The organism is Rhodococcus sp. G6(2025), from assembly GCF_058628105.1.
Genome location: NZ_CP179750.1, coordinates 764,398 through 788,125, shown reverse-complemented (window position 1 = coordinate 788,125; position 23,728 = coordinate 764,398). Strand labels below are relative to the sequence as shown.

At 68.5% G+C, this 23,728-nt stretch carries 23 protein-coding genes and 1 riboswitch; of the genes, 7 read left to right on the top strand and 16 right to left on the bottom strand.

The genetic code is table 11. From position 1 onward, the window contains the following. Positions 1 to 12: 12 nt before the first annotated feature. The 6 genes from folK to ACLIVD_RS03775 all read right to left on the bottom strand — a co-directional run bounded on the left by folK (position 13) and on the right by ACLIVD_RS03775 (position 6,237). Positions 13 to 525 (bottom strand): 2-amino-4-hydroxy-6-hydroxymethyldihydropteridine diphosphokinase, encoded by a 513-nt coding sequence (gene folK / locus ACLIVD_RS03800; RefSeq protein ID WP_317570764.1) that lies wholly within the window; start codon positions 523 to 525, stop codon positions 13 to 15. Next, complete coding sequence (gene folB / locus ACLIVD_RS03795; RefSeq protein WP_280779122.1) at positions 522 to 884, bottom strand: dihydroneopterin aldolase; 363 nt, start codon at positions 882 to 884, stop codon at positions 522 to 524. The genes folK and folB overlap by 4 nt, the downstream gene beginning before the upstream one ends. Next, the gene (folP, locus tag ACLIVD_RS03790; RefSeq protein ID WP_491931970.1) at positions 877 to 1,734 is read right to left on the bottom strand and encodes a dihydropteroate synthase; all 858 of its coding nucleotides are present in this window, start codon (positions 1,732 to 1,734) and stop codon (positions 877 to 879) included. Before folP ends, folB begins: the two co-directional genes overlap by 8 nt. Further along, positions 1,731 to 2,348: a GTP cyclohydrolase I FolE gene (gene folE, locus ACLIVD_RS03785; protein ID WP_025431746.1), complete on the bottom strand. Its 618-nt coding sequence runs from the start codon at positions 2,346 to 2,348 to the stop codon at positions 1,731 to 1,733. Before folE ends, folP begins: the two co-directional genes overlap by 4 nt. Before the next feature lie 60 nt (positions 2,349 to 2,408). Further along, a complete protein-coding gene (ftsH, locus tag ACLIVD_RS03780) occupies positions 2,409 to 4,679 on the bottom strand; it encodes an ATP-dependent zinc metalloprotease FtsH (RefSeq protein ID WP_491931969.1) in 2,271 nt (756 codons plus the stop codon). A 211-nt stretch (positions 4,680 to 4,890) separates the two neighbouring features. Beyond that, positions 4,891 to 6,237, bottom strand: a complete 1,347-nt coding sequence (locus ACLIVD_RS03775) for an amidase (protein ID WP_280779123.1) — start codon at positions 6,235 to 6,237, stop codon at positions 4,891 to 4,893. Between the two features lie 164 nt (positions 6,238 to 6,401). Between ACLIVD_RS03775 and ACLIVD_RS03770 the strand changes: the two genes are divergently transcribed. Next, entirely contained in the window at positions 6,402 to 8,540 is a 2,139-nt protein-coding gene (locus ACLIVD_RS03770) for a serine/threonine-protein kinase (RefSeq protein WP_491931968.1), read from the top strand. Positions 8,541 to 8,555: 15 nt separating this feature from the next. Here the strand turns inward: ACLIVD_RS03770 and hpt are convergent, their stop codons facing one another. The 4 genes from hpt to dacB are packed head-to-tail and all read right to left on the bottom strand — an operon-like array spanning position 8,556 to position 12,546. Continuing rightward, on the bottom strand, positions 8,556 to 9,110 hold the full coding sequence (gene hpt, locus ACLIVD_RS03765; protein WP_005244976.1) for a hypoxanthine phosphoribosyltransferase: 555 nt from the start codon (positions 9,108 to 9,110) through the stop codon (positions 8,556 to 8,558). A gap of 4 nt (positions 9,111 to 9,114) precedes the next feature. Next, positions 9,115 to 10,092 (bottom strand): tRNA lysidine(34) synthetase TilS, encoded by a 978-nt coding sequence (gene tilS / locus ACLIVD_RS03760; protein WP_283336363.1) that lies wholly within the window; start codon positions 10,090 to 10,092, stop codon positions 9,115 to 9,117. A gap of 22 nt (positions 10,093 to 10,114) precedes the next feature. Further along, positions 10,115 to 11,161 carry a zinc-dependent metalloprotease gene (locus tag ACLIVD_RS03755; protein ID WP_280779126.1) on the bottom strand — a complete coding sequence of 349 codons (1,047 nt, stop codon included), beginning with the start codon at positions 11,159 to 11,161 and terminating at the stop codon, positions 10,115 to 10,117. Next, on the bottom strand, positions 11,161 to 12,546 hold the full coding sequence (gene dacB, locus ACLIVD_RS03750) for a D-alanyl-D-alanine carboxypeptidase/D-alanyl-D-alanine endopeptidase (protein WP_283336393.1): 1,386 nt from the start codon (positions 12,544 to 12,546) through the stop codon (positions 11,161 to 11,163). Before dacB ends, ACLIVD_RS03755 begins: the two co-directional genes overlap by 1 nt. A gap of 131 nt (positions 12,547 to 12,677) precedes the next feature. Between dacB and ACLIVD_RS03745 the strand changes: the two genes are divergently transcribed. Further along, on the top strand, positions 12,678 to 13,169 hold the full coding sequence (locus ACLIVD_RS03745; RefSeq protein ID WP_418340335.1) for an inorganic diphosphatase: 492 nt from the start codon (positions 12,678 to 12,680) through the stop codon (positions 13,167 to 13,169). Positions 13,170 to 13,280: 111 nt separating this feature from the next. Here the strand turns inward: ACLIVD_RS03745 and ACLIVD_RS03740 are convergent, their stop codons facing one another. Then, positions 13,281 to 14,978: an MDR family MFS transporter gene (locus tag ACLIVD_RS03740; protein ID WP_280779128.1), complete on the bottom strand. Its 1,698-nt coding sequence runs from the start codon at positions 14,976 to 14,978 to the stop codon at positions 13,281 to 13,283. A gap of 114 nt (positions 14,979 to 15,092) precedes the next feature. Then, positions 15,093 to 15,923, bottom strand: a complete 831-nt coding sequence (locus ACLIVD_RS03735) for a crotonase/enoyl-CoA hydratase family protein (protein WP_280779129.1) — start codon at positions 15,921 to 15,923, stop codon at positions 15,093 to 15,095. An 82-nt stretch (positions 15,924 to 16,005) separates the two neighbouring features. On the opposite strand from ACLIVD_RS03735, the gene ACLIVD_RS03730 reads away from it, so the two are divergent. Together ACLIVD_RS03730 and ACLIVD_RS03725 are read left to right on the top strand one after the other, a co-directional pair. Then, positions 16,006 to 17,325 (top strand): monooxygenase, encoded by a 1,320-nt coding sequence (locus tag ACLIVD_RS03730; protein ID WP_283354142.1) that lies wholly within the window; start codon positions 16,006 to 16,008, stop codon positions 17,323 to 17,325. Positions 17,326 to 17,400: 75 nt separating this feature from the next. Further along, positions 17,401 to 18,468, top strand: coding sequence for an alpha/beta fold hydrolase (locus tag ACLIVD_RS03725; RefSeq protein WP_491931967.1), 1,068 nt, complete (start codon positions 17,401 to 17,403; stop codon positions 18,466 to 18,468). A 2-nt stretch (positions 18,469 to 18,470) separates the two neighbouring features. On the opposite strand, the gene ACLIVD_RS03720 is transcribed toward ACLIVD_RS03725, so the two are convergent. After that, entirely contained in the window at positions 18,471 to 19,181 is a 711-nt protein-coding gene (locus ACLIVD_RS03720) for a TetR/AcrR family transcriptional regulator (RefSeq protein WP_418340337.1), read from the bottom strand. Between ACLIVD_RS03720 and ACLIVD_RS03715 the strand changes: the two genes are divergently transcribed. The 3 genes from ACLIVD_RS03715 (at position 19,174) to ACLIVD_RS03705 (ending at position 21,447) form a co-directional block, all read left to right on the top strand. Next, positions 19,174 to 20,265, top strand: a complete 1,092-nt coding sequence (locus ACLIVD_RS03715) for an ABC-2 transporter permease (protein WP_491931966.1) — start codon at positions 19,174 to 19,176, stop codon at positions 20,263 to 20,265. The genes ACLIVD_RS03720 and ACLIVD_RS03715 overlap by 8 nt on opposite strands. Before the next feature lie 34 nt (positions 20,266 to 20,299). After that, positions 20,300 to 20,773 carry a YbaK/EbsC family protein gene (locus tag ACLIVD_RS03710; RefSeq protein ID WP_005244991.1) on the top strand — a complete coding sequence of 158 codons (474 nt, stop codon included), beginning with the start codon at positions 20,300 to 20,302 and terminating at the stop codon, positions 20,771 to 20,773. Positions 20,774 to 20,937: 164 nt separating this feature from the next. Continuing rightward, positions 20,938 to 21,447 carry a flavin reductase family protein gene (locus tag ACLIVD_RS03705; RefSeq protein WP_342365522.1) on the top strand — a complete coding sequence of 170 codons (510 nt, stop codon included), beginning with the start codon at positions 20,938 to 20,940 and terminating at the stop codon, positions 21,445 to 21,447. 5 nt (positions 21,448 to 21,452) lie between these two features. On the opposite strand, the gene ACLIVD_RS03700 is transcribed toward ACLIVD_RS03705, so the two are convergent. The 3 genes from ACLIVD_RS03700 to ACLIVD_RS03690 are packed head-to-tail and all read right to left on the bottom strand — an operon-like array spanning position 21,453 to position 23,521. Next, the gene (locus tag ACLIVD_RS03700) at positions 21,453 to 22,079 is read right to left on the bottom strand and encodes an LLM class oxidoreductase (RefSeq protein WP_283336367.1); all 627 of its coding nucleotides are present in this window, start codon (positions 22,077 to 22,079) and stop codon (positions 21,453 to 21,455) included. 49 nt (positions 22,080 to 22,128) lie between these two features. Next, the gene (locus ACLIVD_RS03695; protein ID WP_369325290.1) at positions 22,129 to 22,197 is read right to left on the bottom strand and encodes a putative leader peptide; all 69 of its coding nucleotides are present in this window, start codon (positions 22,195 to 22,197) and stop codon (positions 22,129 to 22,131) included. Between the two features lie 28 nt (positions 22,198 to 22,225). Then, positions 22,226 to 23,521, bottom strand: a complete 1,296-nt coding sequence (locus ACLIVD_RS03690) for an aminotransferase class V-fold PLP-dependent enzyme (RefSeq protein ID WP_283354144.1) — start codon at positions 23,519 to 23,521, stop codon at positions 22,226 to 22,228. A 51-nt stretch (positions 23,522 to 23,572) separates the two neighbouring features. Beyond that, positions 23,573 to 23,687: riboswitch (SAM riboswitch) on the bottom strand. Positions 23,688 to 23,728 lie beyond the last annotated feature (41 nt).

Genomic DNA, 23,728 nt, shown 5'->3' with positions numbered 1-23,728 from the left:
TCGGTTCCGGCTTCATCGCGACCGCCGGTCCAGAACGAACTGCGTCCGGTGCACACCGGCCCGTTCCTCGTCGTCCAGCAGTGGCAGCAGCGCGTCCACTCGGGTCGTCCTCCCGTCGACCGGCAACACGGCGTCGGGTTCGACGTCCAGCCACGGAATCAGCACGAACGCACGCTCGTGTGCTCTCGGGTGCGGCAACGTCAGTTCGGGGTCGTCGCTGCGGACGTCGTCGCACGTGACGACGTCGACGTCGAGCGTGCGCGGGCCCCACCGTTCGATCCGTACCCGGTCGGCGGCGGCCTCGAGTTCCTGCCCGCGCCGCAACCAGCCGTAACCGTCGAGGGCGGGATCGTCGACGACGAGAACCGCGTTGAGGAAGTCCTGCTGCTCCACACCGCCCCACGGCGCCGTCGAATACACCGGAGAGACCGCCACGACCGCGTCACCCAGCCCGTCGAGAACGGACTGCAGATGGGCAAGACTGTCGCCGACGTTCGATCCGATCGACAACACCGCGCGACTCATGGTCGTGACCTGTGCGCGACCACCGCGACGTCCGCGAACGTCAACGGGATCGGCGCGGACGGCTTGTGCAACACCACCTCGGTGCGCCGGACGCGAGGGTCGGTCATCACCCCGTCCGCGATCTCCGCGGCAACGGTCTCGATGAGGTCCCGTGGGGGTCCCGCGACGATCGCGGCCGCGCGCTCGGCCAGTCCGCCGTAGTCGAGGGTGTCGTCGAGGTCGTCCGATGCGGCCGCCGGGGCGAGGTCCATCCACACGGTGATGTCGACGTAGAAGTCCTGACCGTCCCGCTTCTCGTGTTCGAAGACGCCGTGATTGCCACGAACCTTCAAGCCGCGCAACTCGATTCGATCACTCACGTCCGGCTGCACCCTTTGCCCAGGCCTCGGCGACCGCAATGGCGTCAAGGGAACCCTGCGCGTCGTGCACGCGCACTCCCCACGCCCCGTGGGTCGCGGCGAGCGCCGAAACGACGGCGGTCGCGATCTCCCGTCCGGCGGGCGGCCGCGGTTCCCCGTCCGCATCCGCCAGCAGCGAACCCAGGAACCGCTTGCGGGACGCGCCGATGAGGACGGGGAATCCCAGCGCGTTGAACTCGGGCAGCGCCTTCAGCAGAGCCCAGTTGTGGTCGGCGTTCTTCGCGAAACCGAGACCCGGATCCAGCACCAGGGAACCCGGATCCACCCCGGCCTTCACGGCCAGGTCGACCTGGGTCATCAGTTCGTCCCGAACCTCACGGACCACGTCGTCGTAGTGATCGGCGGTGCCGCGGTGCACGTAGTCGGCAGCCGAACGCCAGTGCATCAGGATCCACGGCACTCCGGCGTCCGCGACCACCGAGGCCATCGCGGCATCCGCGCGGCCACCGGCGACGTCGTTGATGATCGACGCACCCGCCTCGATCGCGGCCTCCGCGACGGACGCCCGCATCGTGTCGACGCTGACGCAGATGCCCTCGCCCACCAGATCCGCGATCACGGGTGCGACGCGACCGGCTTCGACGTCGGGATCGACCCGCGCCGCGCCCGGCCGGGTGGACTCACCACCGACGTCGACGATGTCGACGCCGAGCCGCTTCAGTTCGAGACCCCGCGCGAGTGCGGCGTCACGATCGAGGAAGCGTCCGCCGTCGGAAAAGGAATCGGTGGTGACGTTCAGGACGCCCATCACCACGGTTCGGCCTGGCGCGGGCAACTCGATCACGGTCACTTCCGCAGAATAAGGTCCAGAGCCTCGGAACGTGAGGCCGCGCTGGACTGGAGCAGACCACGCACCGCGGAGGTGGTGGTACTCGCACCAGGCTTGCGGATCCCCCGCATCGCCATGCACAGGTGCTCGGCCTCGATGACCACGATCGCACCGCGCGGGTCGAGCTTGCGCATGACGGCGTCGGCGATCTGGCTGGTCAGACGTTCCTGGACCTGCGGACGCTTGGCGTACAGGTCGACGACGCGCGCCAACTTCGACAGTCCGGTCACCTTGCCCGTCTTACCGGGGATGTACCCGACGTGGGCGACCCCGTGGAACGACACGAGATGGTGCTCACACGTGGAGTACAGCGGAATGTCGCGAACGAGCACCAGCTCCTGGTGCCCCTCGTCGAACGTCGTGTTCAGCACGGTGTCCGGGTCGGTGTAGAGGCCCGCGAAGACCTCACGGTACGACCGCGCCACGCGGGCGGGCGTATCCCGGAGTCCGGGACGGTCCGGGTTTTCACCGATCGCGATCAGCAGTTCGCGCACCGCGGCTTCGGCACGCGGCTGATCGAACACCCGGCCTGTCTCGAGTGCCACGGGCTCACTACCGAGATGATTCACCGACAACCGAAACTCCTCCAGTACCGGGACCGATCGTCCCGAAGCAACAGCCTAGTGTCGGGCGGATCAGTTCGATCCGTCCGGTCCTTTCCAGGCCCTCGTCTGCGCGTCGTCGCCGGTGCCACGCTGCTCGTGCGGCGGGTTCCACTGGTTACCCGGACCCTGGTTACCGGGGTACTGACCCTCGGGGTTGTTCTGGTTCCCCGGGTCGCGAGGCGGCCAGCCCGGAGCCGACCAACCCGCGGGGGCGCCGTAGTCCGGACGCGGCTGCGTCATCCCACCCTGCGGCCTGGCCGGTGCCGGCTGCGAGTAACCGTTGGCGGGCGCCGGCTGCGGGTACTGCTGCTGCTGCGGAGCCTGCTGCGACTGCTGCTGGGCGAACACCGGCTCGGGCTGCTGAGGCCACGGCTCGCCGCGCTCGACAGCGAGTTCCCGCGGCGTCTTGACCGGCGGCTTGTCGGACGGCGTCCGGTGGCCGAAGTCGTTGAACGCCGTGATGCGCGGGCGCTTCTCGACACTGTGGAAGATCTTCTCGAGATCCTTGCGGGTAAGCGTCTCGCGTTCGAGCAGCTCGGTAGCCAGGATGTCCAGCACGTCGCGGTACTCGTTGAGGATCGCCCACGCCTCGGTGTGCGCGGCCTCGATGAGGTTGCGGACCTCTTCGTCGATCTCGCGCGCGACCTCATGGGAGTAGTCGGACTGCTGACCCATCGACCGGCCCAGGAACGGATCTCCGCCCTCCTGGCCGTACCGCACCGCACCCAGCTTGGCGCTCATGCCGTACTCGGTGACCATCGACCGGGCGATCTTCGTCGCCATGTCGATGTCGGAGGACGCACCGGTGGTCGGCTCGTGGAACACGAGTTCCTCGGCCGCGCGGCCACCCATCGCCATGACGAGTCGGGCGATCATCTCGGACCGTGTCATCAGGCCCTTGTCGTCCTCGGGCACCGTCATCGCGTGACCGCCGGTGCGGCCACGGGCGAGGATGGTGACCTTGTAGACGGGCTCGATGTCGGGCATCGCCCACGCGGCGAGCGTGTGCCCGCCCTCGTGGTACGCGGTGATCTTCTTCTCGTGCTCGCTGATGATGCGGCTCTTGCGGCGGGGACCGCCGACAACACGGTCGACGGACTCCTCGAGCGCGGCCTCCGTGATGACGGTGCCGTTCTCGCGAGCCGTGAGCAGCGCGGCCTCGTTGATGACGTTGGCCAGATCGGCACCCGACATTCCGACGGTGCGCTTGGCCAGGCCCTCGAGGTCGGCGTGCTGATCGATCGGCTTGCCCTGCGAGTGGACCTTCAGGATGGCGCGACGACCGGCGAGGTCGGGGGCGCCGACCGGGATCTGCCGGTCGAAGCGGCCCGGGCGCAGCAACGCCGGGTCGAGGATGTCGGGGCGGTTGGTGGCGGCGATGAGGATGACGCCGGTGCGGTCACCGAAACCGTCCATCTCGACCAGCAACTGGTTGAGGGTCTGCTCACGCTCGTCGTGACCGCCGCCGAGGCCGGCGCCACGCTGGCGTCCGACGGCGTCGATCTCGTCGACGAAGATGATGCAGGGGCTGTTCTGCTTGGCCTGGTCGAACATGTCGCGTACGCGGGACGCGCCCACACCGACGAACATCTCGACGAAGTCCGAACCGGAGATCGTGAAGAACGGGACGCCGGCCTCGCCTGCCACCGCGCGGGCGAGGAGGGTCTTACCGGTTCCGGGCGGCCCGTACAGCAGCACGCCGCGCGGGATCTTCGCGCCCAGCGACTGGTAGCGCATCGGGTTCTGCAGGAAGTCCTTGATCTCGTACAGCTCTTCGACGGCCTCGTCCGCACCCGCGACGTCGGCGAACGTGGTCTTCGGCATGTCCTTGTTGAGCTGCTTGGCCTTCGACTTGCCGAAGCCCATGACGCCGCCGCGACCGCCACCCTGCATGCGACTCATCACGAAGAAGAAGATGCCGAGCAGGATCACCATCGGCAGGACGAACAGCAGGATGGACGTGAGCCAGCTCTCCTGCGTGACCGTGGTGTTGTAGCTCTGCAGGCCCTTGTCGGAGATCTCGTTGAAGATCTGCTCGGACGCCGACGCCGGATACTTCGCGAGGATCTCGGTCTTGCCGTCGGTGGCGTCGTTGCCGTCCTTCAGCCACAGGCGCACCTGCTGCTCCCGGTCGTCGATCTGCGCCTTGTCGACGTTGTTCGCGTCGAGCTGCGCGATCGCCACGGAGGTGTCGACACCCTGGAATCCGCGCGTGTCGTTGCCGAAGTAGCTGAAGGCGTAGATCACCAGCAGGATGCCGGCAACTATCGCCAGGTTTCGAAACACAGTCTTACGGTTCATACAGGTCGGCCGATATGGCCGGTCCTTTCGAGAGTGCGGGTCTTCCGGGTGCGCCTTCCGGCTGCCAACCGGACAAACCAGGTTACCGCGAAGGCACCCCGGCGACTCCAGGTAGCAGCCAACCGCCGTTGGGAGCGGTCTCTTTTCTTTCAACGCACGCGGTTGCCCATCGGTTCCCTCGGACTCGATCCGGGTCCGAATGTGCGGGAGTTCACCGCACGGGCGCGACCCTCGGCCAGCCGCCGCCCACCCGCTCGATGTGAGCGGCCAGGGCCAGGATCCTGGCCTCTCCCCCGGGCGGCGCCGCGATCTGCACGGCCAGCGGGGTGCCCGAATGCGAGTGCGTGCCGACGGGCACACTCGCCGCAGGCCACCCGACGAGATTCCACAGCGCGCTGAGCGGGGCGTACCGCACGTTGGCCACGATGTTCGACAGCCACGACCGCTCGCTCCACGTCGTCGCCGCGAGCGGCGGCTGCGCGAGAGCGGGTGTGATCACCACGTCGTAGTTCTCGAAGAATGCGCGTAGCGACTCTTCGAGCCTGCCCACCTGCTCCGGGCGGACGAACCGGCCCAGCGCGCGGCCCACCGCGACGTGTCTGCGGGTCCGCGGCTGCAGTCGCCGCAGATCGAGTCCCTTCGCGTCGGCGGCCGTTCCCGCGGTCCAGCGGGCGAGAACGGGAAGCAGGTTGACCGGGTACGGCAACGTCGCAGGCTCGACGTCGTGACCCGAGCCGGTCAGTTCCGTGCCCGCGCGCACGGCCGCGTCCCGCCACTGCGGATCGACCGTGGCCAGGAACGTCGGCGACCCTGCCGCCACCGCGATCCGCAACGGTTCCGATGCGCCGATCCGCGCGAGTTCGGGTCGGTCGGCGAGGACGGACAGCATCAGGGCGGCGTCGTCGACGGTCGTGGCGATGGGCCCGTTCTCGGCCATGCCGAACCACGAGGTGGCGCCGAGTTCGGACGGCACGACACCCCTGCCCGGTTTGATGCCGAACACCCCGCAGTTCGCCGAAGGGATGCGGATCGACCCCAGACCGTCGGTCCCGTGAGCCAGGGGCACCATCCCCGCGGCGACGGCGGCGGCCGCTCCCCCGGACGAACCCCCACAGGTCAGGGAAGGATTCCACGGATTGCGGGTGATGTGGCCGGGCGCGTCGGTGGTACCCCACACCGCCAGTTCGGGGAGGGTGGTCAGGCCCACGACCACCGCTCCCGCCGCCCGCAGTCGCGCGACGACCGGGTGATCGGCAATCTTCGGTTCCGCACTGGTCGCACCCGATCCCTCGCGCATCGGCAGTCCGGCCACCGAAATGACGTCTTTGATCGCGACGGGCACTCCTGCCAGCGGAAGTGTGGACAGATCCGGCCGGCGGGAGAGGGCGAGCGCGTCGGCTCGGGCCTGTTCGGCGAGGACGGTGACGAACGCCTGAATCTTCGGTTCACGCTCTTCGATGGCCGCGAGCGCGGCCTCGACATGCTCCATCGGGCTCGAGACGCCCGAGCGAACCTGCTCGGCGACGACGACGGCTGAGGTGAACGGGGAGTCCCCCATTACCCGAGTATATGGTGCAGAGAAGCAGTCATTTCGAGTATTCGCGCTGGATACGGTAGGTCTGTGGGGTTACCATTCGCTTGTCCCTGGATGGGACTCTTCACACCGCTCCAGACAACCTCGATGTGCCCAGAGAACCCGCCCAGTAGAACCCTCGATGTGCAATGACCAGAGGAAACGGGTCGGGCAGAGACGGATCGGCCGCTGGATCGGACTCTGCCGAACGGACCGTCGGAGTCACGAACTCCGAACACGAGAGCAGCGAAGCGACGGTCGCGGCCGGACCGTCGACGGTGGTTGCTGCGCACACCGTGTCCGCACGGACGATGACCGCCGAACAAACCGCCGCCGCCGAACGAACCGCCGCCGCCGAACAAACCGCCGCCGCCGAACAAACCGCCGCCGCCGAACAAACCGCCGCCGCCGAACAGACCGCGGCCGCCGGTCCGACCGTGACCGCCAGGCAGCCGGACACGCTCATCACCAAGCCGCCGAACAATGCGGCTCTCGACGATGTGGAGGTCGGGCAGCAGGTCGACGACTTCGATCTGCTGATGAGTCTGGGCAGCGGCGCGTTCGGCCGGGTGTTTCTGGCACGCCAGCGGTCGATGCAGCGACTCGTCGCGGTGAAGATCTCGCACGACAAGGGGAACGAGCCGCAGACCCTCGCAAAACTCGACCACAACTACATCGTCCGCGTGTTCGACCAGCGGTTGCTCGAAGACCGCCAGCTGCGCCTGCTCTACATGCAGTACCTGCCGGGCGGCACCCTGCTGCGGGTTCTGCGGCGCGTGCGTGTGACCCCGGAACAGGACCGGACGGGCAGCCTGCTGCTGGACGTGGTCGACGAGGAGATGCGGGAGAAGGGCGAGATCAGGCCCACCGACTCGAGTGTGCGGGACGAGATCGCATCGCTGACCTGGCCGGAGACGATCGCGTGGCTGGGGCGGCGACTGGCGGACGCCCTCGACTACGCCGGCAAGCGCGGCGTCCTGCACCGCGACATCAAACCCGCGAACATCCTGCTGACGGCCGAGGGGGTGCCGAAGCTCGCCGATTTCAACATCAGTTTCAGCGACACCGTCACCGGGGCGTCACCGCTCGCCTACTTCGGCGGGTCCCTGGCGTACATGTCGCCCGAGCAACTCGAGGCGTGTCACCGCGGTATGCCGGGGACGGCGGCGGACCTCGACACCCGCAGCGACATCTTCGCGCTCGGCGTGATGTTGTGGGAGCTGATGTGCGGACGGCGTCCGTTCGAGGACGAGGATGTGTCGAGCGAGTCGCTCGTCGCACTTGAAGCGATGCTGGACCGCCGCAGCCGCGACATCGACCCGGAGTTCCTGGACCAGTTGCCCTACGACTGCCCGCCGTCGCTGCGACGGGTGCTGCTGACGTGTCTGGCACCGAAGCCGGAGGACCGGTGGTCGTCCGGTGCCGAACTGGCCCAGCAATTCGACCTGTGCCTGAATCCGCGGGCCCGGGACCTCGTCGATCCGCCGCCGAACAGTTGGCGCATGCGGCTGCGCCGATTCGCCCTCCCGATCCTGGTGATCGGTATCGCGGTGCCGAATGCCCTCGCGGGCGCCTACAACTATCACCACAACAAGATGCTGATCATCAGCAATCTGACGCCGGAGGCCCAGCACTCGTTCGAATCGATCCAATTGGTGATCAATTCGATCGCGTTCCCGTTGGGCGCGATCATGCTGCTCTACTGGTGCCGATATCCGCTACTCGTTCCGCGGGGTCTGCGCAAGGGGAAAACGTACGACCGCCAGACACTGGCCCGGGCCCGCACCGACACGCTGCTGCTCGGCGACCGCGTCGTGCTGGTGGTGTTCGGGTTGTGGGTCATCGCGGGCATCGCCTATCCGATTTCCCTGCAACTCGCGGCGGGGAACGTGCCGCCGGGCGCGTACGTGCACTTCATCGCATCACTGATCGTGTGCGGTGCCGTGTCGGTGGCGTACCCGTTCTTCGTGGTGGCGTTCTTCGCGGTGCGCTGCATCTACCCGACCCTGCTGCCTCAGGACATCGCCAGCAGCGCCGACGCGCACAAACTGCGGGGTCTCGACCGCCGGAGCACGCTGTATCTCGCGGTGGCCGCCTCGGTTCCGCTGGCCGGTGTGGCCGGGGTGACGTTCCTGTCGCCCGACGAGATCACGCTGGTGATCATCGCGGTCCGCATCCTGTGCGTCGGCGGCATCTTCGCGTTCGTCGGCGTGTACTGGCTGTTCCGGCAACTGGAACAGGACCTGCGGGCGCTGGAGCTCGCCGTGTCCCACGAATCCGTCCGCTGACGGGCGGCGCGGAGATCAGCCGCCGTAGACGGAAGGCTCGAGAGTCCCGATGTACGGCAGGTCGCGGTAGCGCTCGGCGTAGTCGAGGCCGTACCCGACGACGAATTCGTTGGGAATGTCGAAGCCGACGTTCGCGACGTTGACGTCGACCTTGATGGCGTCGGGCTTGCGCAGCAGCGTGACGACCTCGAGCGACGCGGGGTTGCGGCTCGACAGGTTGCGCATCAGCCAGGACAGCGTCAGACCGGAGTCGATGATGTCCTCGACGATCAGCACGTGCCGGCCCGCGATGTCTTTGTCGAGGTCCTTGAGGATGCGCACGACGCCGGAGGACGACGTGGACGACCCGTAGGAGCTGACGGCCATGAACTCCATCTGGGTGGGGATGGGGAGGGCCCGCGCGAAGTCGGTCATGAAGAAGATAGCGCCCTTGAGGACACCCACCAGGAGCAGATCCCCTTCCGGGGCGCCCTCCGGGTAGCGCTTGGCGATCTCCTCGGCCAGTTCGACGGTACGTCGACGGATCTCGTCCTCGGAGATCAGTACCGATGCGATGTCGCCTTCGTACACGCGATCAAACCCTTCGTCGGTCGTCCAATCCGACGTTCAGCCTGCCACGTCGTCGGCGGACCACCAACCTCGCGTCCGGTGTTCCGCCCCCGATCGCCACCTGCCCCTGTCCCCGCCACCGTGCGACGAGGTCGTCCACGGCCCGCAGCTGGGTGTCTCCGAGACCGCGCGCACCGGCCGCGAGGAGCCAGCTGCGCAGCACCCGCCTGCGGACGGGTGGCGCCGACAGTGCGAGCAGGGCGGTGTCGATTTCGCCGTCCACCACGACTTTTGCTTGGGCGTCGGCGGCCAGCGTGTCGAGGACCGCTCCTTCCTCGCGCAGGTGTTCCCCGGTGCGGGCGAGGGCTCCGGCGACGCCGCCGCCCAGCACGTCCTCGAGCAGCGGCAGCACCTCGGTGCGCAGCCGCACCCGCACGAAGTCGGGTGAGGCGTTGTGCGGGTCCTCGTACGGGCTCAGTCCCAGTTCCGCGCAGGCCTGCCGGGTCACCGCGCGGCGCACGTCCAGCAGCGGACGCCCCCACGGGCTGTCGTACGCGCTCATCCCCCAGATGGATCGACCGCCCGAACCGCGCGACAACCCCAGCAACACCGTTTCGGCCTGGTCGTCGAGGGTGTGCCCCAGCAGCACCGGGCGGGTTCCGCGCGCCGAGTCGAGGGCGCGGTAACGGGCCTGTCGGGCGGCCGCCTCGAGCCCGCCCGACCCGGTCACATCGACGGGAAGCACCTCGGCGGACGCGCAGCCGAGCGCTCGGGCACGGGCTGCCGCCTCGTCGGCCACGTCGGCGGAACCCGGCTGCAGCCGATGATCGACGACGAGGGCACACACCGACCGTGCCTCGACGGCGGCCGCCGCGGTCAGTGCCAGTGAGTCGGCGCCACCCGACAACGCGACCGCGATCTCACCGTCCGGGGCGTGCGCCGCGATCCAGCGCCGCAGGGCGTGACGAACCTCGAGGATCGCCGGCTCCTCGGGAAGCACCATCACCGGCTCAGCCCTTCTCGAATCAGCCCAGAACCCGGGACACCCAGACGTCCGGCGCGTCGATCTCCGCGAGCCGGGGCAACGTGTCGGGGCCGGTCCACACGACGTTGAACCGGTCCATCCCGACCTTGTCCACGACGGCGTCGACGAACGCCTTGCCGCGCACGTACTGCGCCATCTTGGCGTCCATTCCGAGCAGTGCCCGGATGAGACGCTGCACAGGATTGCTCTTGCGGCGGCGCCGCTGATCGAACGCTGCCCGGATCGCGGCCACCGACGGCACGACCGCGGGGCCGACGGCGTCCATCACGTGGTCCGCATGTCCCTCGAGGAGGGTGCCGAGCACCAGCAGGCGGTCGAGCGCCTCACGTTGCGGCTCGGCCTGGGTCGCGCGCAGCAGTCCGACGATGCCGCCCGGTGCGCCCGAGTCGTCCGGCTCCGTGCGCCCGCGGGCGCGCAGCGCGGAGGACAACCGGCCGACCATGTCGGTGAGGGACTCGTCTTCGGCGGATCCGAGGGTCTCCACCGACTCCTGCATGTATCCGGTGAGCCACGGTGAGGACGAGAACTGCACCCGGTGCGTCACCTCGTGGAGGCACACCCAGAGCCGGAAGTCGCTGGGCCGCACCCGCAACGTGCGCTCGACGGACACCACGTTGGGCGCCACGAGCAGGAGGGTTCCGTTGTCGCCGGTGAACGGGTCGTACTGGCCGAGGATCGCCGACGACAGGTACGCGAGCATTGCCCCGGCCTGAATGCCTGCCGGCTTGCCGACCAGCGTGCCGGGAGCGGCGTCGCCGCCCGTGAGTTGCGACATCGAGTGCGCGGCGGCGTGGATCCACCCGGCCCGGTCGAGGATCTGGGCGGTCGGCACCGGAAGTCCGTCGGCGAGGCCGGTGACTTCCCGGACGGGCAGTTCCGCGCGCATCGACGCGTCGGCCAGTTCCGCGACCACGGTTTCGGCGGTGTACCGCGATGTCACCGGTCCGCTGCGCGCGAGTTTCACCCCCGTCCTGGCTGCCAGCTTCCAGTCGACGGCGCCGCTGAAGGCATTTCCCTCGGCGGCCATCACTGGCACCCGCACGTGCGGAGCGCGGCCGCCAGTGCGTCGAGTGCGGGACGGCTGACCTCCGGCGGGCGGTCGTTGGACATCAGCGCGAACGTGAGGACACGCCCGTTCTGGTCCACCACGTAGCCGGCGAGCGCGCTGGCCGTGGACAGGGTGCCGGTCTTCGCCCGCACCCATCCGGCGCCCGTGCGGTTCCCCGACGCGTACCGGTCCGACAGGCTGCCCGTGGCACCGGCCACCGGCAGGTAGTCGAGCATCGGGCGCAGGGCCGGATTGCCGTCGCCCGCGGCGGCCGTGAGGACCTGGTCGAGCGTGTGCGGGGCGATGCGGTCGTCGACGGACAACCCGCTGGCGTCGTGCAGGGTGAACCCCGACAGATCGAAGCCGGCCGCGGTCAGGGTCTGGCCGATGGTCGCGACGGCGCCGTCGAACGATGCTTCCGCGCCGGCATTCATGGCAACCTCCCGCCCGATCGCTTCGGCAAGCACATTGTCCGAGTGTTCCATCATCTGCCGCAACCGGTCGCGCAGCGGCGCGGACTGCACGCTCGCCACGGTAGCCGCACCGGGCGCCGCGACCCCCGACGTGACCGCCGACGGGGCGACGCCGAGCGCACCGGCGAGCGTCCGCCCGGCGTCGAGCGCGGGTGTCGCACTGCGCGGCGACTCGTCCACGAGCGGGTCGGCCCGTCCGCCGTCGATCATGATCGGTTCGGTGGGGGTGATGAATCCGGCGCCGACGTCCGTCGGGAACCACCCCTGCGCCATGGTGTCGCCCGAGTAGATGCTGGTGTCGACCACGATGCTCGTCACCTGGATGCCCGCGTTCCGGATCTGATCGACCAGTTGCGAGATGTGCGCCGCACCCGGGTAATAGCCGTTCTCCCCGACCGGTTTCGCGGTGAGTGTGGGATCACCGCCGGCAACGAGGACGATCTCGCCGGGAGTCGCCCCCTGCACCACCTTCGTCGTCACGCGACGGTCGGACGGCAACGCCAGCAACGCGGATCCCGCGGTGAGGACCTTGGTGGTCGACGCCGGGGTCATCGGGGTCTGCGGGTTGACGCTCCACAGGACCTGACCGGTGACCGCGTCGGCGACCGTTCCGCTGAACTTGCCGAGGTCGGGGTTGGCGGCGGCCGGACCGACTGCGGCGGCGATCCCCTGCGCCGTCGGCATCGGGGCGTCGTCCGGCACCGGCGTGACCTGCGGGGCCGCCGTGATCGGTGCCGGTTCGGGCGCGATCGTCAGTTCACCGCGACCCGCCGACGCGTTGTGCGCGGTCACCGCGACCACCAGAACAGCCGCCATCGCGAGCACCACGACGACGACCGACGCGAACAGAATTCGCATGTTCCGACGGTGGCGTCCCGCCAACGAGCCCATCTTCTTCTTTCCCTGGCTCGGCAACGCGCCTCCGTCTTCACTGTGATTCGTGGGTGGTCAGACAACCAACCTTATCCTCGACCCGATATCCTCTCCCCGAATCATCATCGACACGACAGCGAGGAATCGGCGTGGAGTTCGACGTCACCATCGAGATCCCCAAGGGTCAGCGAAACAAGTACGAGGTCGACCACGTGACCGGTCGCGTGAAGCTGGACCGCTACCTCTACACCGCGTTCGGCTACCCGGCCGACTACGGCTTCATCGAGAGCACGCTCGGCGAGGACGGCGACCCGCTGGACGCGCTGGTCCTGCTCCCCGAGTCCGTGTTCCCCGGCGTCATCGTCGAGGCACGTCCGGTCGGCATGTTCAAGATGGTCGACGAGGCCGGCGGCGACGACAAGGTGCTGTGTGTGCCGGCCGGCGACCCGCGCTGGGATCACATCCAGGACATCGGCGACGTTCCGCAGTTCGAACTGGATGCCATCAAGCACTTCTTCGTCCACTACAAGGACCTCGAGCCGGGCAAGCACGTCGAGGCCGCCGACTGGGTCGGGGTGGCCGAGGCGAAGGCCGAGGTCGAGGCCTCGTTCAAGCGTCTGAAGGACAACGGCGGGCACTGAGCCGGCGGCGAATCGTCGGGCACTGAGCCGGCGGCGAATCGTCTGGCACTGAGCCTCCCGATATTTACGGCAACGGCGCCCACCCCCGCGGGGGTGGGCGCCGTTGGCGTCTCACTCCTGCGCGTCTCCCCGCGCCGCGGCCTGGAGGCCGGACTCGCTGCGGAGTGGCACTTCCTTCCACAGCAGAGTGAGGACGAAGGCGACGACGGCGAGCATCGACACGCTGAGGAAGACGGATCCGATGGCGTCGGCGAATCCTTCGCGGAAGGGTAGGGCCAGCACGTCGTCGAGTTTTCCGATCACCGAGCTGTCCGTGAGGACTCCGCTGACGCCGGCGTGGTCGGGGCTGAGGATCCCTTGGCCCATGGCGGCCTCCGCGGGGTCGTTGCTCTGTGCGGCCGCGGCCACGGCTCGACGGAAGTCGGCTGTGCCGGCGGCGGCTGTCACGCGTTCGCCGATGGCCGGGGTGAGGCGGGAGAAGAGGATCGACAGGAAGATTGCGACGCCTGCGGTGCCGCCGATCTGCCGGAAGAACGTGGCCGCTCCGGTCGACACCCCCATGTCCTGCGGGGGCAGTGCGTTCTGAATGGCGAGGGTGAGGGGCTGCATCAGGTTTCCGAGACCGAGTCCGAGGATCAGCATGAACACCATCACGACGGGCATCGGGGTGTCGGCGGCCAGCGTGTGCAGCAGGAACGCGCCGATCCCGATCAGGGCGGTGCCCAGGATCGGGAAGTACCGGTACCGCCCGGTCCGCGAGATCATCTGACCGCTGACCACCGAGCCGGCCATGAGGCCGAGGACCATCGGCAGAATCTGGAACCCGGCCAGGGTGGGGCTCGAGCCCTTCACCACCTGTAAGTACTGCGGCAGCAGGGTGATACCGCCGAACATGACGGCGCCCACGACGAGGCTGATCACGACACCGAGCGCGAAGGTGCTGTTGCGGAAGAAGCGCATCGGGATGAGTGCGTCGTCCTTCATCGCCAGTTCCACCGACACGAAGGCGAGCACACCGATGACGCCGATCACGTAGCACGCCAACGACTTCGAGCTGTCCCATCCCCAGCTGTGCCCCTGTTCGGCGACCACGAGCAGCGGCACCACACCCACCGCGAGGGCGATCGCGCCCCACCAGTCGATCCGCCGGCTTCCGCTCGGTCGTCGCGGCAGGTGCAGCACGCGGGAGACGACCGTGAGCGCGACCAGTCCCACCGGCACGTTGACGAGGAAAACCCAACGCCAGCCGTCGATTCCGAGGATCACGTCCTGCCCGGCGAACACTCCGCCGAGGACGGGGCCGAGGACGCTGGAGGTGCCGAACACGGCCAGGAAGTAGCCCTGGTATTTGGCCCGTTCACGCGGGGAGACGATGTCGCCGATGATGGTGAGCGCCAACGAGAACAGACCGCCCGCGCCGAGTCCCTGCACTGCACGGAAGGCCGCGAGCATGTACATCGACGTCGAGAAGGTGCACATGACCGAGCCGATCACGAACACCGTGATCGCGAACATGAAGAACGGTTTGCGGCCGTAGATGTCGGACAGTTTGCCGTAGAGCGGCGTCGCCAGGGTGGCGGTGACGAGGTATGCGGTGGTGGCCCACGCCTGCAGCGAATACCCGTCGAGGTCGTCGGCGATGGTCCGGATCGCCGTCGCCACGATCGTCTGGTCGAGCGCGGCGAGGAACATGCCGAGCATCAACCCACTGAGTACAGCCAGGATCTGCCGGTGGGTGTAGGCCACCGGCGTTTCGACCGAGTTCGACACTGTTTCCTCGCTGCGCTGTCGTTTACTTGTAGTCCGCAAGTATGCGAGGGCGGCGAGGTTTCGGGCAACTGATGAACTGGGCTTTACCTGCGGATAAGCGACTACGACACAGCCGCACCCCGTCCCGGAGGTACGGCCGCGTCGGCGGACGGACTATTCGCCCGTGAATTCGGGGGCGCGCTTCTCGAAGACGGCGGTGATCGCCTCGGTCAGGTCCTGCGACGGCAGGAACGCGGCGTTCCACGCGGCGACGTAGCGGAGGCTGTCGTCGACGGCGGCCGCGCGGGAGTGGTCGAGGACGTCCTTGATGCCGTGCACGACGAGCGGCGGGTTCGCCGCGATCTCGGCCGCGGTCGCGTGCGCGGCGGCGAGGACGGCGTCGACGTCCGCGAAGACACCGTTGACGAGACCGATCTTCTCGGCGCGCCCGGAGTCGATGTCCTTACCGGTGAGCGCGAGTTCCCGCAGGTGGCCGTCGCCGATGATGGCGGGCAGCCTGGCGAAGCTGCCCATGTCCGCGACGATCGCGACTTTGACCTCACGGATGCTGAACTTCGCGTCGGTGCTGGCGTAGCGAATGTCGCACGCGGAGATCAGGTCGACGCCGCCGCCGATGCACCAGCCCTGGACGGCCGCGACCACCGGCTTGCGGCAGTCGGCGACCGCGTTGATGCCGGACTGCATCCGCTTGATCATGTCGTGGAACGCGGTACGCGGGCCGGCCTGCGCCTTGTCGGCGAGGACGGACCCGAAGCTGCCGCTCATGGCGGGCAGATCCAGACCGAAGGAGAAGTTCTTGCCGGAGCCGGCGATCACCACGGCCCGCACGTCCGGATCGGTGTCGAGTTCCCCGAAGATCTCGGGGAGCTCGCTCCAGAAATCCGGGCCCATCGCGTTGCCCTTTCCGGGTCCGATGAGCGTCACCTGCGCGACGTGATCCTTGCGCTCGACGGTGAACGCATTCCAGGTCTTCTGTTCGGTCATTACTCCAGAGTAACCACCGCTCTTCGAGGTCAGGAGAAATACCCTGGAGGTCTCTGCACCGTCTTGTGAACGGACAGCCGCCATGACGCACCGGACGACCCCGGCCGGCAACGCCGTAGTCGTCGGCGCCGGAATGGGGGGACTGCTTGCCGCGGCGGCTCTCGCCGGCTCGTTCCGGAGCGTCGTCGTCCTCGACCGCGACATCCTGCCCGACACAGCCGTCGCGCGCAGGTGCGTGCCGCAGGCCCGGCACGTGCACGCGCTTCTCGCAGGCGGGCAGGCCGCGATGGAGGACCTCCTTCCGGGGTTCGTGTCCGAGCTCCTGGCCCTCGGCGCCACCGCGGGCGACGCACTGGGCGACATCCGGTGGATCGTCGACGGGCATCGGATGGCGCGCGAGATCAGTGGCGTCCCCGGTATTCTCGCGAGCAGACCGCTCGTCGAGTGGCAGATGCGCAACCGGGTCGAGGCCCTGCCGAACGTGCGGATACGGGACCGCTCCGACGTCACGGGTCTCACCGTCGACGGCGGACAGGTGACCGGTGTGACCGTGCAGCACCGGGGCGGCGTCCCGCCGGAGGTCGTCGAGACCGATCTCGTCGTGGACTCGTCCGGCCGCAGTTGGCAGACTGTCGCCCGGCTCGGCGAGCTGGGGTTCGCGCCGCCGGCCGAGTCGCAGCTGGCCGTGGACGTCAGCTACGCGACGAGGCACTTCCGGCTCGACCCGCCGCATCTGGACGGGGATTCCGGCATCGGGATGGCGCCGGGACCGTCGAGTCCGCGCAGCGGATTCATGGGCGTGCAGGAGGACGGCACCTGGATCGTCACTCTCGCCGGGTACGGGGACGACGTGCCGCCACTGGATCCGGACGGCTTCCTCGACTTCGTGAAGTCGTTTCCCGCCCCCGACATGTACGACGCGCTGCGCACGGCCGAGCCGGTGGACGACGGCGTGCGATACCGAATCCCGACGACCGTCCGCCGGCACTATTCCGCGGACGATCTGCCGTCGAATTACCTGCCGTTCGCGGACGCCATCTGCTCGTTCAACCCGATCTACGGCCAGGGCATGAGCGTCGCCGCGGTGGAGGCGACGATCCTGCGGGACTGTCTGCGGTCGGGGCGCGCCCATCTCGCTCGCCGGTTCCTCCGCGGGGCGAACCGGTGTATCGATGCCGCGTGGACGCTCACGGTAGACAACGACCTCCGGATCCCGGCCGTGCCCGGTCGGCGGTCGGCGCGGGTCCGGTTGGTCAATGCGTACACGTCCCGGCTCGATCGGGCGGCGTCCGTCGACCCGGCCGTGGGGTCCGCGTTCCTCCGGGTGACGCATCTGCTCGACCGCCCGGGGGTGCTGCTCCGGCCCGCGACGGTGCTGCGGGTTCTGCTTGCCTCCCGCTGACGGGCGACCGCCAGATTACCTGTATGTTTGCGTCACAGATACCTGAAGGGTCTGCGCCGCCACGAGAGGAAATCCGTGCTCGACATCGCCTGGAACCCGACGCTGAACACGCTGACCCGCAACGCCTGGCGACTGTCCTTCGGCGGCGGAATCGCACCGGTCCAGCGAACCCCGTCGACGCGCATCCACGAGGCGCCCCATCAGGACCTGTACCGATTCGACAGCACCGAGACCGACGGCGGCCGGCCCGTCCTTCTCGTGCCTCCGCTCGCCGCGCCCGCACACTGCTTCGACCTCCGGCCGGGCCAGAGCCTGGCCGCGCACCTGGCCGGTTCCGGCAAGGCGGCGTATCTCGTCGACTACGGCACCATGGGCTATTCCGACCGCGGCCTCGGGTTCGAGGACTGGATCGACGACTTCATCCCGGCGGCGGTCGAGCGGGTGTCCCGACTCCACGGCGGTGCACCCGTCGACCTGATCGGCTGGAGCCTCGGGGGAACGATGTCGCTGCTCACGGCGGCGGGCCGGAACTATCTGCCGATCGGTTCCGTGACGGCGATCGGCACGCCGATCGACTACGAGTCGGTGACCATGATCGCGCCGCTGCGGATGGTCGGCCGGTTCACCGGCGATCGCCCCCTCACCACCGCGACTTCGGCGATGGGCGGACTCCCCGCGCCGCTGGTCCAGGCGAGCTACCGCTTCACCGCGCTTCAGCGCGAGCTCACCAAGCCGTGGTTCATCGCCCGGAACCTGCACGACACCGAGACCCTCGCGCGCATGGAGTCCATCGACCGGTTCATGGCCGACATGCCGGGTTATCCGGCCCGGTTCTTCCGCCAGGTCTGCACCCAGCTGATCCTCGGGAACGCGCTCGCCGCGGGGAGTTTCCAGACCCGGAACGGCGCGATCGCGCTGGCCGATCTCGCGGTGCCGGTTCTCGCGATCGGCGGCACCGAGGACGTCATCGCCCCGATCCCGTCGGTCCGGGCGGCGACGGACGTGTTCACCGGTTCTCCGTCGGTGCGGTTCGAGTCCGCGCCGGGCAGCCACCTCGGGCTCGTCGCGGGCCCGAAGGCCAAGGACTCCACGTGGGCGCACATCGACGGATTCCTCGACGGGGTCGTCGCCCACACTGCCTGAGATCAGGTCAGCCCGGCCCTCGCGACGGCGCCCGCGAACAGCGCGGTGACCGCGGCGCCCATCGTCGCCTGATCCACTTCCTCGGGGTCCACGGAGTGCTCGAGCACGAGACCTGAGATGAGGGCCATCAGCGAGATGGCCGTGGTGCGGACGTCGAACGTGTCGTCGACCCCCCACTCCCGCGCGCGTTCGCCGATCAATTCGACGAGCTTTCCCCGCAGTTGCCGCCGCTCCCGCAGGTAGGCCTGGGCGATCTGCGGGTCACGTGCCGCGAGCACGCCGAATTCGAGTACCAGCAGCGACCACCCCGGCTCGCGCACCATCCACGACGCGATCGCCTCGCCGCCTTTGCCCGCGGCATCCGAGGGGTTCATGCCGGCGATCTCGGCGAGGACCCGTCCCGCCAGTTCGAGTGAGCGCGCGGCGAAGAGTTCGGCGAACAGGTCCTGCTTCGACTCGAAGTTCGAGTAGACCGCCCCCTTGGTGAATCCGGCCCGGCGTGCCACCTCGGCGAGCCTGGCCGCACTGAAGCCGCGCTCGGCGAATTCCTCCGCCGCGGCGTCGAGGAGGCGCTGACGCACGACGTCACGACCGGGACGCGTCGTGGGCGCCCATTCGGTGTGACGACTGTCCGGTTGACGATCTGCAGTCACGATACCTAGGGTATTCAATACCCACGGTATCGACAAGGATCGAGGACGTCCGATGACCATGACCGACAGCGAATCCACCACCCCGGCTCCCGTGCACCACGACAGTCCGGTGTCGAAGTACGGCGCGCCCAGGGTGATGGTCGCGCTGGTCTTCGGCGTTCTGCTCCTCCAGCTCGGCTTCATCCTCAGCTACGTGGCCGCGTTCCATCAGCCCACGCCCCGCGACATCGAGATCGGCGTCGTCGCAGCGGAGGGACTGCCCGCAGGCACGGACCAGCAGGTCGCCGACCGGCTCGACGCGATCGACGGCAGGCCGCTGCGGGCCCGTGTCGTCTCGGACACCGCGGAAGCCCGGCGGCTCCTCCACGACCGCGAGATCCAGGGTGCGTTCGTCATGAACCCCGTCGGCCCCGACACCCTGATCACGGCGAGCGCGGGCGGCAGCTCCATCTCCAGCGCGCTCGAATCGGTCTTCGCCCAGGTGGAGAACAGCCAGGGTCGCCAGTTCACGGTCCGCGACGAAATTCCGGTCGGCGCACACGACAACCGCGGACTGTCCGGCTTCTATCTCGCGGTCGGGTGGGTGGTCGGCGGCTACCTGCTCGCGGCGGCGATCGGCCTGTTCATCGGCGCCCCGCGAAGCCTCCGTCAGGCGACCGTGCACACGGCTGTCCTGTTCGGCTACGCCGTGGTGTCCGGCGCCCTCGGCGCCCTGATCACCACTCACGTGCTCGGCACGTTCGCAGGCCATTGGTTCCCGCTGTGGCTACTCGGAACAGGTGTCGTCTTCGGCACCGCCGTGTTCACGCTGGGGTTGCGCGCCTCGGTCGGCATCCTTGCGGTGCCCCTCGCGATCGCCGTCTTCGTCATTCTCGGCAATCCCAGCGCCGGCGGTGCGTTCGGTTCGAACGTCATTCCCGCCTTCTACGCGGCCATCGGACGCTGGATCACCCCGGGCGCCGGCACCGAGGGAATTCGAAGCATCGTGTACTTCGACGACGTGGGGCTCGGACAGCCCGCGCTCGCCCTCGCGCTCTATTCCGTGGTCGGGCTCGGACTGCTGTTCGGGTTCACCGCCCGGCGCCTCCGGAAGCCGGAATCGACTACGCCCCGTTCCGATGTCGTGTCGGACGACGCTTCTTGATGTCGTACCGGAGGAATGGACCTACTCTTGGTTCATGCCGACGCCCCTGCACCCCCACGCCGCGCATGTCGCCGAGACTCTGATCGCGCGAGGACACCATGGGGTGATCGTGACCCAGCCCGACTCCACCCACTCCGCGGCCGAGGCGGCGGAGTCTCTGGGGGTCGATATCGGCGCCATCACCAAGTCGCTGGTATTCCTCCTGGACGACGATCCGATCCTGCTCCTCGTGTCGGGGGCGCACGAGGTGGATCTGGCGAACACGGGCAAACGACTGCAGGGAAATCTGACCCGGGCACCCCTCGACATGGTGCGGATCGCGACCGGACAGCCGATCGGGGGTATTGCCCCGCTCGGACATCCCACGAACCTTCCGACGTACGTCGACAACGCCCTGTCGGAGTACGCGGAACTGTGGGCGGCCGCCGGGCACCCGGACACGGTCTTCCGCACGTCGTTCTCCGAGTTGGTGCGGATCACCGCGGGCCTGGCGATCGACGTCGACTGAATCCCGGGCGGTTGACGCCCCTATAGTTGACGTCAGATCTCGTGAACGAGAATGACACAGTGCCCGCACGGGCCGACCCGGAGAATGATTTGTCCGACAGAGCCGAGAACGCCGAAACCGTCGATGGTTCGGACCTCCCCCGCGACCATCGACTCGCCCCCGGAATCTGCGCCGAGGATTACCGCGCAGCCCTGCGTCGGCACCCGGCGGGCGTCACCATCGTGACCCTCGATTCGGGGTCCGGCCCGGTCGGCTTCACCGCGTCCTCGTTCTCCTCGGTTTCACTGGACCCGCCGTTGGTGTCGTTCAACATCGCGAACACGTCGTCCAGCATCGATGCACTTCATTCCGCGGATTCGCTGGTGATTCACCTCCTCGGCGAGCACCAGCAGCACCTGGCTCAGCGATTCTCCCGAAGCGCCGACCAGCGGTTCTCCGACGAGTCGCTCTGGGCGCGACTCGACACCGGCGAACCGGTCCTCCACGGAACTCCCAGCTGGTTGCGGGTGATCGTGGACCAGCTGATTCCCGTCGGCGATCACACGCTCGTCATCGGCCTCGTCACCCGCGTTCATGCCGAGGCAGACGACGACTCCGCTTCGGCTCCCCTGCTGTATCACGAGGGCCGGTACTACCGGCCCACTCCGCTCGGTTCAGCGAACAACGGCAACTGACCAGGTCAGGACGCCAGTACCCGCTCGCGGAGGGGGAGGTCGAAGCGACGCAGCGCCTCGTCGACGGCGTCGGCGGAGGTGACGAGACCTCGCTCCTCCAGCCACGGGAGGGTGCCGTCGACGAGCTGCTCCAGAACCCTGGGCAGCGACAGCGGCAGCACGGTCACACCGTCGGCGACGCCTGCCGCCTGGATGTCGGCGATGAGTCCGGCGAGGCCGACCGGAGTTCCGATGTACTGCAACGACACCGGAGCACGGGGCGTCGCCAGGGCGCTGTCGAGGAGGGCCAGCTCCTTGCGGGCGGCGCGGGCCTCCACGGCGATGAGCACCTCGAGGTCCACCAGGACGGTGACGCTGTCGGGGTCGCGACCGTCGGCGACGAGTTCGGCGCGGATCCGTGCGCGTTCCTGCTGCGCCTCACGCAGATCGGACGCCCGGATCCGGACGACGTTCGGCGGGAACGACGTGAGGTCGAGCTGATCCGTCGAATCGGCGGTCAGGTCCACCCAGTAGTCCGCGCCGTTGATCGGCCGCGTGCCGGTGGCACCCTCGGCCGCCGGGTGGTGGCCGGAGCCGGTCAGTTCGACGGCGACGCGAAGTGGACGGGATACGAAGGCATTGTCTCGAGACATAGGGGTTCCTCGGGAATGACGTGTGAATGAAACGGAGCTGGAAGAACGGTCAGCTCGAACACATACCCGAGGCGGTTCGGCACAGATCGACATGCCGACGGCACCAGTGAGCAATCATTGTGCTCCCAGCCTGCGATGCCATGCGGTCATACTAGCGCGTCCCGCGAAAAACGCGTCTCCGGCACCGGATTCCACTGGCCGCTCTCCTTGGCGTAGGTCCAGCTCCGGCGGCCCGCCACCAGGGTGCGCACCGCGTCGACCAGCCGATCCACGTCCTCGGAGCAGCTTCCGAGACCCACACTCACCCGCACGGCGCCGTCGGGCCTGCCGAGGCGGCCCAGCAGAGGATGGGCGCAGAACCGCCCGTCGCGAACTCCGATTCCATGTTCGGCGGAGAGGTAGGCGGCGATCTCTCCCGGCTCGAACCCGTCGATCGTGAACGTCACGATCCCCACGGTGTCGGGGGCGTCCGACCACAGCCGCAGGAACTCCAGGCCGTCGACGGAGCCGAGGCCGTCGAGGAGCCGGCCGGTGAGTGCCGCCTCGTGTGCGGCCACCGTGCCGAAGTCCAGCTCGGACAGTGCATCGCACGCGGCGGCGAGCGCCGCCGCGCCGAGCACGTTGGGGGTTCCGGCCTCGTGCCGGGCAGGGGCGGGCGCCCACTGGGTCGATTCGACGGTCACGTTCCGGACCGCCCCGCCGCCTGCGAGATAGGGCTCGGCGGCGTCCAGCCAGTCCCGGCGGCCCACCAGCACACCGGCGCCGAAGGGGGCATACAGCTTGTGCCCGGAGAACGCGAGGTAGTCGACGCCCCACTCCTCGACGTCGATGCGCCGGTGCGGCGCGAGCTGAGCGGCGTCGACGAGAATCCGTGCGCCGCAACGATGCGCCACCTCGGCGAGGGCGGCGATCGGCAGAACCTCGCCGGTCACGTTGGATGCACCCGTCACCGCGAGCAGGGCGGTGGGCTTGGAGCACAGTTCTGCGACGAGCAGGCGGACCGTCTCCTCCAGCGTGTCCGCCGCCCTCACGACGCGAGAGTTCTTCCACGGCAGCAGGTTCGCATGATGCTCGATGTCGAGGACGACGGTGCTGCCGGGGACGCAGCCGGCCAGCAGATTCAGCGAGTCGGTCGTGTTCCGGGTGAAGACCACCACCTGGTCCTCCCCCGCTCCGACGAACCGGGCGACAGAGTCGCGGGCGTTCTCGTAGCACTCGGTCGAGACCCGCGACGCGTAGCCGGCGCCGCGGTGCACGCTGGAGTACGTCGGTAGCAGTGCCCCGATCCGGTCGGTCACCTGCGCCAACGCCGGCGCACTGGCGGCGTAGTCGAAGTTGACGTAGGCGCAGTCGCCGCCCTGAACGAGCGGAACCCGCAGGTCGGAGCCCGAAACCTGGGCCAAGGGGGCAACACACACGTCAGCGGTCAGTACAGCAGTCATCACGACATCCCTCGTAGTCAGGGACTCGTCGCAGGGTCGGTGCCCTCTCGGAGTCCGCGCTTGCCGGGTCCGGTATGGACCTCAGCCTGGTCGTCACCCGGAGCACCCCGCCGCGGTGGAGGGTTGCCGACCAGCTAGCCGGGGCTTGACGCTGGTACTCGTGACCTGTTTCGAAGATTGCAGGATCGACGCGCTGTTGTCAACCCG

Excerpts from the sequence above, each read along its gene's own strand:
- folK (WP_317570764.1), bottom strand. The coding sequence starts at position 525 with ATGAGTCGCGCGGTGTTGTCGATCGGATCGAACGTCGGCGACAGTCTT.
- ftsH (WP_491931969.1), bottom strand. The coding sequence starts at position 4,679 with ATGAACCGTAAGACTGTGTTTCGAAACCTGGCGATAGTTGCCGGCATC.
- ACLIVD_RS03775 (WP_280779123.1), bottom strand. The coding sequence starts at position 6,237 with ATGGGGGACTCCCCGTTCACCTCAGCCGTCGTCGTCGCCGAGCAGGTT.
- ACLIVD_RS03770 (WP_491931968.1), top strand. The coding sequence starts at position 6,402 with ATGACCAGAGGAAACGGGTCGGGCAGAGACGGATCGGCCGCTGGATCG.
- tilS (WP_283336363.1), bottom strand. The coding sequence starts at position 10,092 with ATGGTGCTTCCCGAGGAGCCGGCGATCCTCGAGGTTCGTCACGCCCTG.
- ACLIVD_RS03755 (WP_280779126.1), bottom strand. The coding sequence starts at position 11,161 with ATGGCCGCCGAGGGAAATGCCTTCAGCGGCGCCGTCGACTGGAAGCTG.
- dacB (WP_283336393.1), bottom strand. The coding sequence starts at position 12,546 with ATGGGCTCGTTGGCGGGACGCCACCGTCGGAACATGCGAATTCTGTTC.
- ACLIVD_RS03735 (WP_280779129.1), bottom strand. The coding sequence starts at position 15,923 with ATGACCGAACAGAAGACCTGGAATGCGTTCACCGTCGAGCGCAAGGAT.
- ACLIVD_RS03730 (WP_283354142.1), top strand. The coding sequence starts at position 16,006 with ATGACGCACCGGACGACCCCGGCCGGCAACGCCGTAGTCGTCGGCGCC.
- ACLIVD_RS03715 (WP_491931966.1), top strand. The coding sequence starts at position 19,174 with ATGACCATGACCGACAGCGAATCCACCACCCCGGCTCCCGTGCACCAC.
- ACLIVD_RS03720 (WP_418340337.1), bottom strand. The coding sequence starts at position 19,181 with ATGGTCATCGGACGTCCTCGATCCTTGTCGATACCGTGGGTATTGAAT.
- ACLIVD_RS03710 (WP_005244991.1), top strand. The coding sequence starts at position 20,300 with ATGCCGACGCCCCTGCACCCCCACGCCGCGCATGTCGCCGAGACTCTG.
- ACLIVD_RS03700 (WP_283336367.1), bottom strand. The coding sequence starts at position 22,079 with ATGTCTCGAGACAATGCCTTCGTATCCCGTCCACTTCGCGTCGCCGTC.
- ACLIVD_RS03690 (WP_283354144.1), bottom strand. The coding sequence starts at position 23,521 with ATGACTGCTGTACTGACCGCTGACGTGTGTGTTGCCCCCTTGGCCCAG.